This is a genomic window from Metabacillus flavus (assembly GCF_018283675.1).
Taxonomy (GTDB): domain Bacteria; phylum Bacillota; class Bacilli; order Bacillales; family Bacillaceae; genus Metabacillus_B; species Metabacillus_B flavus.
This window is the reverse complement of record NZ_JAGVRK010000001.1, coordinates 1,455,782-1,468,132: the sequence shown is the minus strand read 5'-3', so window position 1 is coordinate 1,468,132 and position 12,351 is coordinate 1,455,782. Positions and strand designations below refer to the sequence as shown.

Sequence of the window (12,351 nt, the reverse complement as noted above, 5' to 3'; positions counted from 1 at the left end):
ATGCGTATTTTTAATTGTTCACAATATGTTATCTTACCAGTCCCGCTCATCATCTGACAAGTGGGACGGTATGATTCAAATTATTTCGTAATTTTCACAATGTTTTTCTGTTCAAGTTTCACTTCGCCTGTTTCCAGAAGCTCAAGTGTTTCTCCGTCCTTAAGATTCGTGAAGACGATCGGAGTAATCGTAGATGGTGCATTAGCTTTAATGAAATCAAGATTGACTTCAAGAAGTTTTTGTCCTTTTTTCACTCGGTCTCCTTCAGAGATAAATGACTCGAACCCTTCACCTTTCAGGCTAACCGTGTCAATTCCTACGTGAATTAATATTTCATGGCCGCTGTCGGAAAGAATTCCGATGGCATGCTTCGTAGGGAAGATGTTCAGGATTTTTCCATCTACAGGAGATACGACTGAACCTTCAATTGGCTCGATGGCAAATCCGTCACCCATCATTTTTCCAGAGAACACTTGATCAGGTACCTCTGTAATCGGGTGAATACGGCCGTGAATCGGAGAAACAAAATGCTCAGAATCAAAGTGATTTTGAAGAGCTTCTGGATTCACTTCTTCGATTTGCTGTTCTATTTCCTCTTTCACATTAACAGGCTGTGCCGGACGAGGGCGTTTACCATTAATTACATCCTGAATCTGTCCTTTAAGATTATCGGATTTAGGTCCAAAAATAGCCTGAATGTTATTTCCTACTTCTAATACGCCTGATGCGCCAAGATTTTTCAATCGGTCTTTTTTGACTGCTTTTACATCTTGAACCTGTACACGGAGTCTGGTGATACATGCATCGAGATCCTTAATGTTTTCTTGTCCTCCAAGAGCTTGAAGAATTTCGTAAGGAAGATCTCCATCGCCAGCTTGTGCACTGTCGCCGTCTTCATCAGCTTTAACTTCTTCGCGTCCAGGAGTTCCGAGGTTGAATTTGCGGATTGCAAAACGGAAACCGAAATAATAAACAACGGCCAGAACAAGTCCTACCGGAATAACAAGCCACCAGTCTGTCCGGTTCGGAAGAATACCGAATAGGATATAATCGATAACACCGCCGGAGAACGTCATACCAATTTTTACATTAAGCAATTGCATTACCATAAAGGAAAGACCTGCAAATACTGCATGGATACCAAATAGAATCGGTGCAACGAACAGGAAGCTAAACTCAAGCGGTTCTGTAATTCCTGTTAAGAAGGAAGTTAGTGCTGCAGACCCCATGATGCCCGCAACAAACTTCTTGTTTTCAGGACGTGCTTCGTGATAAATGGCAAGAGCCGCTGCCGGAAGACCGAACATCATGAATGGGAATTTACCAGTCATAAATGTACCAGCTGTCAATTCAGCGCCGTCTTTAATTTGAGCCATGAAAATACGCTGATCACCGCGTACAAGCTCTCCGGCCTGATTCGTGTAGTTACCGAACTCAAACCAGAACGGTGCGTAGAAAATGTGGTGAAGACCGAACGGAATTAAAGAACGTTCAATCAAACCGAAAACGAATGCTGCAAGCGTTGGATTCGCATCTAGCAATCCAGTTGAGAATGCGTTTAGACCGATTTGAACCGGAGGCCACACAAAGAGCATGATCAATCCGATAATTAAAGCCGAAATAGCGGTTACAATTGGAACAAAACGCTTTCCTGCAAAGAATCCAAGGTACTGAGGAAGCTCAATATTATAAAAACGGTTGTACATCATAGCTGCAAGAACACCTATTATAATCCCGCCAAAAACTCCGGTCTGGAGTGTTGCCATTCCAAGTACTTTGGCATATTCAGGATGGCCTGCTGCCATAAATTTCGCCAATTCAACAGCATCTGTTGGAAGCTGGCCAGTTTGAGTAAGAACGGCGCTCATTGTCGCGTTCATAACAAGGTATCCGATGATTGCCGCGATTCCGGCAACGCCGTCACCCTTCGCTAATCCTATTGCTACCCCTACCGCGAAAAGAAGCGGGAGATTAGAAAAGACGATGTCCCCTGAGGATTCCATCACCTTTGCGATTAAAGTAAAGGTTTCATTTGTTAATGCAGGTATTTTTGCTGTTAGCTGAGGGTTTTGCATCGCGTTACCAAAGGCAAGCAATATTCCTGCCGCAGGCAAAATCGCTACCGGAAGCATAAGTGCTTTCCCGATTTTCTGCAAAACGCCAAATAAATTTTTGAACATTCGATTCAATCCTCCTTGATCCTATTTTGTGCGTGCAGCGGCAAAAAAATCCTATAAATGCAAGTTGCAACCGTTTTCTTATAAGCCGTTAGCAAAAAATGCTAAAAAACAAATAAAAAAGGCATGGTGAAACAAGGTGTGTAGATTCCCCGAAAAAACATTCCCAAAATAGGAAGCCGGAAAACCTAAGCCTTGATCACTCATGCCTGATCGAATCAGTTACACGCTGATACCGGTTACGATATTTTATTGGATAGACGGTATAAATGCATGGTCAGGTACACTGCTTCTGCATTATATACAGGCTTTTTAAGCGTTTGCTGCATCACTTTTACTAATTTCCAAGCAGTATTATAGCATAGAGGATATTCGTTTTTCAACAGGTCTGCCATTTTTTCTGGTTCTTCGAGCTTCTCTCCTGCCTGTACCCGGTCAATTGTAAAGCGAATGTGCCGGACAAGCCTTAAATAATTGATGCTTTCGCGATCAATCTGTATTTTAAGAGAGTCCTCGATAATTCCTGTTAAAACGGCAATCAGCTGTGAAGATTGGTTCACTTCACGTAACGGCTTATCTGTAATGGCACCGTGAATATGAAGAACGATAAATCCTACTTCTCCTTCCGGGAGACAGACATTCAAGCGTTTCTCAATCATATCAACCGCTTCCTTCGCCAGCTCATACTCCAGAGGATACAATGTTTTTGTTTCAATCATGAAAGGATTTTTCAGATCCATCCCTTGCTTAATTCTTTTCAGTGCGAAAGAGATATGGTCTGTCAGGCCAATATGAATGTGTTCATTAAGAGGCTGATTAAGCCTTGCCTCAATATGCTGAATCACTTCATGAATGACGGCAATAACCTCTTCATCAATATAAGGAAGAAGCATTTTATATTGTTCCTGTTCCTTTTCATTTTTGAGCACAAACATTTTCTCATAGGAATGCTCTTCAATTTGATCGCCTTTAGATCTGCCAAAACCAATTCCCCTGCCTATAAGGACGACCTCATGAAACTCCAGGTGATCGGCAATCAGCACATTATTATTAAGGACTTTCTTAACGATAAAGGGCGTACTCACGACCTACCCAGCTCCTTTTCATGCTATAACCCTTCATATCGTACAGGTGTTTACGCCGGACGTCAACGAATAATGTCGGATATTGTTGAAATTTAGAGCAAGAATCAAAAAGGAGTCATTAAGGATGTTCAGGTTTGTATTGATTTTTCTGAAACTCTTCATTTGTTCCAATAAAAAAATATTGTTCGGTTTTTTCATTTGACTCTCTTCCGCTGGAGTTCCCATGAATCATTTGATCCGGATTCAGTTTCTTTTTTTTCCCTTTTTCACTCACATAGAAATAGTCGCTTTCAGCCCATCCTTCATGAATGCTGCTGCTGCTCGTTTTAATTAACCCTTTGGAATCAGCCTTCAGGACTTCCCCTTCATTTTGGGAAGTAGAAGCTTTTACTGTGCTGTCGTATTCGATTTTCACCCAGCCCGTATACCCTTCCGGAATTAAGAATGTTCTTGGAGATGCCTGGTCATCCTCCTTGCATCCTGAAGAAATCAGCAGGGCGAAAGCGGCAGCTATAAAACGTTTTTTCATTATACTCACTCCTCTTTTTACTAGAGTGGCATAATCATCTTTTCTCTATTCAGCAGCCTGCTCCTTAGAAAAGGAAACAGTTCTTTTTTCTGCCGCGCTGATTTTGGCACATTCAATGATTTTGATCACATCTGCCGCCTCCTCAGCCAGGACTGGCGGCTCTTCCTCATTCCGGATTGACCGGTATAGGCCGTCATAGAATGCCATGTATTGCCCTGGAATCGTTTCAACCCTTCCTCTATAGTGCAGCCCGCTGATATCCGTATTTAAAATTCCCCACAACTCTTCATTCTCCGAGCCAATTTCTTCATCATCCGGCATTCTTCCGGCTCCCAGTCTTTCTTCCTGCGGATCGATTCCGTATTTAACATACGAACCATTGCTACCATGGACTTGAAAGCGGGGACCTGGTTCCCTGACGAGCATCCCTGATTTCAGGACGGCTGTTAATTCCGGATAATAAAGCCGGATGGCAAAAGCGTCATCTGCTGCACCGCCTTCTCTCTGAATATCAATGTCCGCACTGACTTCCTTAGGTACGCCGAAGAGAGTAAGTGCCTGATCTATTAAATGGGAGCCCAAATCATAAACAATACCTGAACCCGGGAGATCCTTCTCCCGCCACGCATCGGTGCTTAAGTTCTTTTCGAACCGGTCGAAATGAGCTTCGTAAGCTGCAGGCTTTCCAAGCATCCCCTGATCCAGCAATGATTTCACTGTAAGGAAATCCCCATCCCATCTGCGGTTATGATAAACAGTGAGAACCTTCTTCTGTTCCTCAGCTAGCCTGGCAAGCTCATAGCCTTCACACGAAGAAATGGTAAAAGGTTTTTCTACAAGAACATGTTTTCCATTTAAAAGCGCTCTCTGAACCATTTCATAATGAAGATTATTTGGAGTTGTAATAATCACCAATTCTATAGAGTCATCCTCGATCACCTGTTCATACGAATTCACTCTTTCTGTATAGGGATAGATATTTTTAGCAAGGTTTTTGGATCGCTCCATTACCATAGAAAGATCAAACCGGGGGTTTGCATGCAAAAATGGAGCATGAAACACTTGGCCTGATAATCCATAACCAACCAATCCTGTCCGGATCTTTTCCATTAATAAGCCACTCCTTTTAAGTTAATCCATCTTTTGTTAAGACCATGTATAAAATGAGGAAATAAGGTAAAAATAGGATGCGTATGTGATGATTTAATACCCCATACGTAATTTTTTAAGCAAAGGAGGACTAGAAATGGCTAACAGCAACCAGAACGAAAGCAAGGAACAGAAAATGCAAAAACAACAGAATCAGCAAAATCAGCAAAACCAGAAGTCTGATACTGAATTCAGCAAAGAAATGAATGCTCAAAAAGGAAACCAACAGCAAAAATAAAAGCTACATAGCAAGAGGCAGAAGGAGCTGGTTCGCATTCCTCTGCCTCTTTTTTATATGTTTTCTTAAATCTTGGAGAATGGCTGATTAGCGCTCTAAACGTTCAAAGAATCTTACAAACCGAAATGTTTTAAAACATTGAATTCTGGCTGCAATCATTGATATTTGAGCAGATTTTTTTCCTAACTGTACAATAAAAAAGAAGGTCAGTCAGGACAGAAAGTATGATATACTTTAAATGGATTGAATAACGGTATAAGGCTGATTAGATGCGCCAACATCTAATGCAGCCACAGCAGAATTACTCAGTGTTTTAACCTTCTCTATTTGAGAAGGTTATTTTTTTCTCGGAAAAGAAAGAATCGCGATAACCACAGAACCAAACGTGAGCATCAAAATCAGACTCTCATAAATGGTCATGCCACCTCACCCCCTTTCCGCAAGGGGATTCTCCCGTTATCCGGGCAACCTGCTGCAAGTCCATTATAGCACATAATCTGATGAAAACAGAACATGTGTTTGGTAAAATAAGTCCTATAGCCCACATTAGGGGGAAGCACAATGACAATCGTTCTGCACAAATACAATCCGCACTGGAGAAGCATTTACAGCGAAGAGAAGGATAAAATAAGCTTAATTCTATGAGATCTCCTTTTGCATATTGAACATATCGGCAGCACCCAGTCCAACAGCTTTCTGCAAAGCCCATCATTGACATGGCAGCCGGTGTGATGTCTTTGGAAGAGACTAGGCATTATAAAGAGGCTTTTACGGGCATAGGCTATGAAATGGTGGATCATGAGGAGTTTCCATACAGAGTATTTTTTAGAAAAGGGAGCTTTGGAGCAGGAACGTGCCATCTCCACATCTGCGAATATCAGAATGATTACTGGAATAATCTCATCACATTTAGAAACATCCTTCGCAAGGACCGGAAAATCCGTACAGAATATGAGTCGTTAAAGATTTCACTTGCCGGTAAATATCAGGATGACCGGCAAAAATATACGGAAGGGAAGTCAGACTTCATTTTGCGGGCACTGGCACAAGCGTAAATAAATCCGTTTCTAAAATAAGAAACGGATTCACTCTATGCCTATTTATTGTTTTGAACAGCATTGTAGGATATTCGCACTTTTGCTAGTGTCCCTTTCAGTAAATCCTCGTGGCAAATATCCCGTTTACCATGCATGACCGACAAATCCCCAACTGACCTCGACAAGAGCTCCACTGCTTTCCTCAAACCGCTGTTATTTCCTTCGTACCCATCCTTTAAGAGCGTTCTTAAAATATCCTGCGAAAGCTTGTGAACTTCCTGGATTTGTTCCTTTTCTGACATAGCCAACACCCCTTTGTAAAGTGTATGCCCTGCAGTAAAAAGTCATTTCTATAGTAGTAAGTAATTCGATGCCATCTCCCTAAGCTCCTTCATTTATTTGTTTTTGGAGGCGAATAATCAAAGTGCCCTGCAGCAATTTTCCCCTTAAATCCCTCCAGATCCATTGCTAGTTCAGCATATAGACGGCCTTCTTCCCATTCTGTAACGGAGGCATGAATAATACGCCCTTTTTGAAAATCCATAACCTTTACAAACCTTTCTCCTTGTATAACATATGTGTACATAATGTAATGCCTCATACCCATTCACCTCCAAAATCACCAAACTTCATTAGAACAAACGTTCGTTTATTTATAGTAGCATAAAGCACATACGTTCGCATATAATATATTTAACAAGTTTTATGGAGGGGAAACAGGTGAACTTTTTATTTAAGGAAAGTATGGAACTTCAAAAACCAATAAAAGTGATTTATTTGTCAGATAATGGTGAAATCACACAAAGAAATATCATCATCTTAAAGAAAACCCCCAAATCGATTATTGCCAGATGCCTGCTCAGAGGAAAACTGCGGGCTTTTCGTATTGATCAGATTTTATCAGCAGGTTTCCCTTCTTCCGGTTATTACAGCTGACTCATCAAATTGGAATGGAAAGCTCTAATTCCCCTTCTCATACAGGCCGCTTAAAAATGAGGTCTTTTTTTATGTAATTATTACAATTTCGTCACAAATAATTAACGTTTAATAGATGCAATTTCAAGAAAAAGAGAGTATAGTAAATCTTGTATAACTTTTGTACAACTAAAACAAAGAGGTGTAGCCATGAATTTTTTAACAAAATTTAGCCTTAAAAATGCAGTAGCTGTTTTTATTATTTCCTTTTTGCTGATTCTTGGAGGGCTATACAGCTTTACGCAGCTTAAGGTAGATCTCCTGCCGAATATTGAATTTCCTCAAGTGTCGGTTGAAGCAGTTTATCCCGGTGCATCTCCTGACGATGTAAGTGAACAGGTAACCTCAAAGCTTGAAGATGAATTCAAAGGCATTGACGGTGTAAAAAGCATTACAAGTTCTTCATATGAAAGTGTCGGAATCATAAATCTGGAATTCCCTTTTAACACAGATATAGACAAGGTGGAGGATCAAATTAACACCTTAATCGGCGAAGCAAGTCTGCCCGATACAGCCGAGACGAAAGTAAACCGTTTTTCATTCGGAACCTTCCCTATTTTCAACATTTCACTTTTCACAAAAGAGGATGCCGATATTGAAAAACTCCTTCAGGACGATGTGATCCCAGAGCTAAATAAAATTTCCGGAATCAATAGTGTATCGGTCGGAGGATTAAAGGAAGAGGTTGTCCGAATAACAGTTGATAAAGAAAAGGCTGAAAAAAGCGGACTATCCCTTTCGCAAATTAAAGACAAAATCAACGAAAAATACTTATCCTTCCCTGCTGGCAGCGTAGTCGAAAAGGATACAGAAATTCCAATCAGGGTACAGGAAGGCTTAAATGAAGTCAATACATTAAAAGAGTTGCAGCTGACCACAGCAGCTTCTGCCCCATCAGCTGCTCAAGGCGGAGCATCACAAGGTCAGGCTCCTGAAGGCCAGCAAGGCCAAAGCGCCCAAACACAAGCAGGTCCTCCTCAAGGAGCTGCAGCTGGTTCAGCACAGCAAGGTCCTCAAGCAGCTCAGCAGGAACCTGTTAAATTGAAAGATATCGCAACAATCGAAACCATAACAGAACGTCCGGAGCTGACAAGATATAATTTAAAAGATTCATTATCAATGGCGATAACAAAGAAACAGGATGCCAACACGGTTGAGGTTGCAGACGAAGTAATCAAAACCCTGGAAAAATACAATGATGAGCTTGATTATTCCATCGGATTTGATCAGGCTGAAGGAATTGAGAAATCCGTAGAGACGCTGATTCGCGAAGGTCTGCTCGGTGCTCTGTTTGCATCGCTTGCTGTTTTGGTTTTCCTGCGAAATTTCCGAGCAACGATTATCGCGATTGTATCCATCCCTCTTTCACTGCTTGTAACATCCATTTTCTTAAATCAGCTTGATATTTCATTGAATATCATGACGCTTGGAGGAATGGCAGTTGCAGTAGGCCGGGTTGTTGATGATAGTATCGTCGTGATCGAGAACGTATTCAGACGAGTAAGGAAAACAAATTCAGGTGTGACAAATGAACTGATTGAGGATTCCACAAAAGAAATTTTGAAGGCAATCACATCTTCAACCATCACCACAGTAGTTGTATTCCTTCCGCTCGGTTTTGTCGGGGGCATTACTGGTGAATTCTTCCTGCCATTTGCTTTAACAATCATATTTTCTTTGATTACTTCCCTTCTTGTATCGGTTACCATCGTTCCGATTCTTGCGAGGTTTTCGTTTAAAAAAGTACCTAAGGAAGAAAAAGAAGGACCGCTTCAAAAGTTTTATGCTGGGGTGATTGAATGGTCGCTTAACCATAAAATCACGGTTATCGGTCTATCTATGCTTCTTTTATTCGGATCTGTATTCTTAGTAAGCGGGCTTGGCTTTACCTTCATTCCAAACGAAGAGCAAAAAACATTAGTGGCGAGTGTTGAGCTTCCATCTTCCACTACTCTGGATAAAACAAATGATGTTTCACTTGAGCTTGAAAAAATGTTCGATAAAGAAGAACCCATCGAAGAAATCACTGCAGGAGTCGGAAGCCGTGATTTTACTACCGGCCTGAAGAGGGAAAATAAAGCCAGTTACTTTATTACCTTAAAAGACGGAACAGAAGTTTCGGAATACATTAAAGATTTGCAGACAAAAATGGAAAAAGTCGCTGAGGAACAGGCACCGGAAGCTAAGCTTGGCATTCAGGAGCAAAGCAGCGGCGGCCCGCCTTCCAACAACAATGTAAATATTGATCTTTATTCCAATGATTTAAATGCTTTATCCGATGCAGCGAAAAAGGTAGAGGATTACTTAAATAAAAACAAAGATTTGAAATATGTATCCAACAACTTTGCCGAAAAACAAAAGCAGGCTGTTGTGACAATCAAACCTGAAAAGGCTGATGAATATGGCGTTTCAGGCTTTCAAGTGCTTGGCACTGTTTCTGATCAGACAAAACCTGTCGATGTAGGGGATTTGAAATTGGACGGACAGGAACGCAGTGTTGAGTTAAGCTATGGTGAAGATGTCACTTCGGTTGACAAGCTGAAAGATACGGTGATTTTCAGCCAAAAGGGGCCAATTAAGCTTTCTAATGTAGCTGATGTGAAAGAAACTGACGCTTATACATCCATTCAGCGTTTGGATGGAAAAGTTTACGCACAGGTTAGCGCGCAAATTACATCAGATAATATCGCTGAAGTTTCGTCCTCTGTGATTGAAGGAGTAAAGAAGGACGTTGACCTTCCTAAGGGAGTATCACTTGAAGGCGGCGGCGGAAGCGATGATACCGTACAGACATTCCAGCAGCTTGGGCTTGCTATGGCAGTGGCAATCGGGCTTGTATATATTACAATGCTGATTACCTTCGGCCAGGCGCGTATCCCATTTGTCATTCTTTCTTCCCTGATCTTTGTACCGGTCGGCTCTCTCTTAGGATTATATTTAGCGAAAGAACCGCTTAGTGTAAGTGTTATGATTGGACTGCTCATGCTAATCGGCATCGTGACAACGAATGCCATTGTTATGGTAGACCGGATTGGACAAAACCGCGAACAAAAAGGGCTTGTCATTCGTGAAGCACTTATTGAAGCTGGTAAAACCCGTCTGCGTCCTATATTAATGACGGCCTTTGCAACGATTGCGGCACTTTTGCCTTTAGCTTTCACCACTTCTTCAGGAACGCTGATTTCCAAAGGGCTAGCCATCACAGTAATTGGCGGATTAACTTCATCAACCTTGCTTACGTTAATTATCGTACCGGTTGTATATGAGTTATTTTTCATCAAGCAAGCCAAAAAGGAACGTAAAAGAAACAGCGTGTCTGCTGAAGCATAATTCTTGAAATAAAGCCCGGTCTCTCGGAGAGACCGGGCTTTTTCATTGCACCTTTTCACTTAAATGGATTCTGCTGAGCCGGTCGCCTGACTCCCTATTCTCCTCCTGCATTCGCACCGGGAGCATTTGAATGGTTTGAATTAACACATCCAGCTTCCCTTCAATCCGATGCATCAAATACATGGTAACGACAATGGGAAATCCCGTATCCCCTATTAGCTGAAGCCATTGTTCCATTCAGCTTCCTCCTTTCAAAACAGGGGGCTGACGATGTCAGACCCCTGCTCCTGTTATTTTATGTCCATTTCGGTTACTGTACGATCAACCGTTCTTGCACCTTTTTTTGATGTAAGATTTCCGCCTCCGGAGATGAAAACATTTGCAGTCATCAAACCGTCCATCGCTGCAGCAATTTCATCCTTTGTTAAAGAATCTTTCGGTGCATCCACAGTGATGGTCACGGTTTTGCCCTGTTCGTTCACAAATTGCATTTCAAGTGTCTTTGCCATTTACTTCACTCCGATTCTTAGTTTTGAATTTCGTTGGTATCCAGACGCTCCGCTGCGAACAGCGGGTATTTCTGCAGGCCGGAAAGAATGACTGCTGTTGCCATTAGCTGATCTGGGTCAGCGGCCGGCTTTACATTGCTGTAAGTTTTTGCCTTAAATACCTGCTTTCCTTCCATATTAAGACCAAGGTCATATACAAGGCGAAGCTGTCTGTCAGTAAGTACTGCTTGTGCCATATTTCTCACCCCCTTTCGCTATAGCAATACACGGCAGGAATGAAAAAGTAGCGAAAAAAAAACAAGCTTTTAAAAAAGCCTGTTTCTTTGTTAATTTTTAGGTTTGCTTTGTGCGTATTCCTTTAACTCTTTTACAATCCTATTTTTTAATATCTGGTCATTTAAACTTCTGATTCCATACTGATATCCTGAACCGGTTGGTTTCTTCCACATCGGCTCACCCTTAAGTTCAAGCTCTTCATCTCTAATCCTAAAGGCGATATTTAAAATAATCGGCTCCTCCATCGGCAGCTCCAGATGTGAAATAAGCTTCAGTCCCGAAGGGCTTATATCCATTATGACAGCATCACCTGGCTTTGTATTGATTTCCTCACCCGCTTTTTCCACAATGGAAAATGTGGCTTGAATAGGATCTGAGAATACAAATCGGAATGATTCAGAACGATTGTAGCGCATGAGAAAAGTCCCCTTTCTAGCAATTCATCTAATGTAAAGGTAGCTGATAAAGGAAAATATTTCAATCGTTTTTTTGCATTCCTCAAAGACCAGCCGGCATGTATGTTCCGACAAGATGCGGGAAACCTATTAAAAACGAGTGAACGGAGCTTTTTAAATGAAAAAAACAGGCAAACTGGAAGCCATTTTATGGAGCATCGCCCTGCCTGGGTTCGGGCAGTTTCTTAACGGACATTTCGGAAAAGGCATCGTCTTCATTGCTCTGGAATTTTTGATTAATATGAACGCAGTCTTCAATCTTGCAATCAAATACAGCTTCAACGGGGACATCACTGAAGCGTTTAATACCGCAGATATCCAATGGCTTATGTTTTACCCCTGTGTATATATGTTTGCGATGTATGATGCCTACAAATTTGCAGATGGGCCATCTCCCCGTCTATCCTTCCTTCCTTTTGCCTTTTCTGCTTATTTTGTTACAGTGGGAATCATGTTTTCTGACCGCGTTTCTTTTATAGGAGTAATGCCCGGACCTGTCTGGCTTCCTATGCTCTCCCTTATCCCCGGACTCGCAGCCGGCTTTGTCCTTAGATCCCTGCTTCTCAAGTTTAAAAAAGAATAGGAAAAGCC

Annotated in this window: 15 protein-coding genes and 1 pseudogene; 5 read left to right on the top strand and 11 right to left on the bottom strand. The window is 41.6% G+C overall.

Going from position 1 to position 12,351, the window contains the following annotated elements; translation table 11 throughout:
* Window positions 1-80: 80 nt before the first annotated feature.
* From ptsG to J9317_RS07580, 4 genes are all read right to left on the bottom strand, one after another.
* A complete protein-coding gene (gene ptsG / locus J9317_RS07595) occupies window positions 81-2,180 on the bottom strand; it encodes a glucose-specific PTS transporter subunit IIBC (RefSeq protein WP_211557577.1) in 2,100 nt (699 codons plus the stop codon).
* A gap of 236 nt (window positions 2,181-2,416) precedes the next feature.
* Window positions 2,417-3,262: a glucose PTS transporter transcription antiterminator GlcT gene (gene glcT / locus J9317_RS07590; RefSeq protein ID WP_211557574.1), complete on the bottom strand. Its 846-nt coding sequence runs from the start codon at window positions 3,260-3,262 to the stop codon at window positions 2,417-2,419.
* Between the two features lie 118 nt (window positions 3,263-3,380).
* Window positions 3,381-3,791, bottom strand: a complete 411-nt coding sequence (locus J9317_RS07585) for a DUF6843 domain-containing protein (protein WP_211557572.1) — start codon at window positions 3,789-3,791, stop codon at window positions 3,381-3,383.
* A 45-nt stretch (window positions 3,792-3,836) separates the two neighbouring features.
* On the bottom strand, window positions 3,837-4,901 hold the full coding sequence (locus tag J9317_RS07580; RefSeq protein WP_211557570.1) for an oxidoreductase: 1,065 nt from the start codon (window positions 4,899-4,901) through the stop codon (window positions 3,837-3,839).
* A 136-nt stretch (window positions 4,902-5,037) separates the two neighbouring features.
* Between J9317_RS07580 and J9317_RS07575 the strand changes: the two genes are divergently transcribed.
* Complete coding sequence (locus J9317_RS07575) at window positions 5,038-5,178, top strand: hypothetical protein (RefSeq protein ID WP_211557568.1); 141 nt, start codon at window positions 5,038-5,040, stop codon at window positions 5,176-5,178.
* 336 nt (window positions 5,179-5,514) lie between these two features.
* On the opposite strand, the gene J9317_RS21025 is transcribed toward J9317_RS07575, so the two are convergent.
* On the bottom strand, window positions 5,515-5,598 hold the full coding sequence (locus J9317_RS21025; protein WP_426845114.1) for a putative holin-like toxin: 84 nt from the start codon (window positions 5,596-5,598) through the stop codon (window positions 5,515-5,517).
* Window positions 5,599-5,873: 275 nt separating this feature from the next.
* On the opposite strand from J9317_RS21025, the pseudogene J9317_RS07570 reads away from it, so the two are divergent.
* Window positions 5,874-6,233: pseudogene (locus tag J9317_RS07570) on the top strand (GrpB family protein); the annotation flags it as partial.
* A gap of 41 nt (window positions 6,234-6,274) precedes the next feature.
* Here J9317_RS07570 and J9317_RS07565 read toward each other — a convergent pair.
* Both J9317_RS07565 and J9317_RS07560 read right to left on the bottom strand, forming a co-directional pair.
* Window positions 6,275-6,517, bottom strand: a complete 243-nt coding sequence (locus tag J9317_RS07565; RefSeq protein WP_211557567.1) for a hypothetical protein — start codon at window positions 6,515-6,517, stop codon at window positions 6,275-6,277.
* Between the two features lie 89 nt (window positions 6,518-6,606).
* Window positions 6,607-6,816 (bottom strand): hypothetical protein, encoded by a 210-nt coding sequence (locus tag J9317_RS07560; protein WP_211557565.1) that lies wholly within the window; start codon window positions 6,814-6,816, stop codon window positions 6,607-6,609.
* A 119-nt stretch (window positions 6,817-6,935) separates the two neighbouring features.
* Here J9317_RS07560 and J9317_RS07555 point away from each other — a divergent pair, with 119 nt between their 5' ends.
* Both J9317_RS07555 and J9317_RS07550 read left to right on the top strand, forming a co-directional pair.
* Entirely contained in the window at window positions 6,936-7,151 is a 216-nt protein-coding gene (locus J9317_RS07555) for a hypothetical protein (RefSeq protein WP_347880506.1), read from the top strand.
* A 189-nt stretch (window positions 7,152-7,340) separates the two neighbouring features.
* Window positions 7,341-10,520 (top strand): efflux RND transporter permease subunit, encoded by a 3,180-nt coding sequence (locus J9317_RS07550; protein ID WP_211557563.1) that lies wholly within the window; start codon window positions 7,341-7,343, stop codon window positions 10,518-10,520.
* 42 nt (window positions 10,521-10,562) lie between these two features.
* Here J9317_RS07550 and J9317_RS07545 read toward each other — a convergent pair whose 3' ends face one another.
* The 4 genes from J9317_RS07545 to J9317_RS07530 form a co-directional block, all read right to left on the bottom strand.
* The gene (locus J9317_RS07545) at window positions 10,563-10,757 is read right to left on the bottom strand and encodes a YvrJ family protein (RefSeq protein WP_211557561.1); all 195 of its coding nucleotides are present in this window, start codon (window positions 10,755-10,757) and stop codon (window positions 10,563-10,565) included.
* Between the two features lie 53 nt (window positions 10,758-10,810).
* The gene (locus J9317_RS07540) at window positions 10,811-11,029 is read right to left on the bottom strand and encodes a DUF2922 domain-containing protein (protein ID WP_211557559.1); all 219 of its coding nucleotides are present in this window, start codon (window positions 11,027-11,029) and stop codon (window positions 10,811-10,813) included.
* A 17-nt stretch (window positions 11,030-11,046) separates the two neighbouring features.
* On the bottom strand, window positions 11,047-11,265 hold the full coding sequence (locus J9317_RS07535) for a DUF1659 domain-containing protein (RefSeq protein WP_211557552.1): 219 nt from the start codon (window positions 11,263-11,265) through the stop codon (window positions 11,047-11,049).
* Between the two features lie 90 nt (window positions 11,266-11,355).
* A complete protein-coding gene (locus tag J9317_RS07530) occupies window positions 11,356-11,721 on the bottom strand; it encodes a PilZ domain-containing protein (RefSeq protein ID WP_211557550.1) in 366 nt (121 codons plus the stop codon).
* Between the two features lie 157 nt (window positions 11,722-11,878).
* Between J9317_RS07530 and J9317_RS07525 the strand changes: the two genes are divergently transcribed.
* On the top strand, window positions 11,879-12,343 hold the full coding sequence (locus J9317_RS07525) for a hypothetical protein (RefSeq protein WP_211557549.1): 465 nt from the start codon (window positions 11,879-11,881) through the stop codon (window positions 12,341-12,343).
* The last annotated feature ends 8 nt before the right edge of the window (window positions 12,344-12,351 follow it).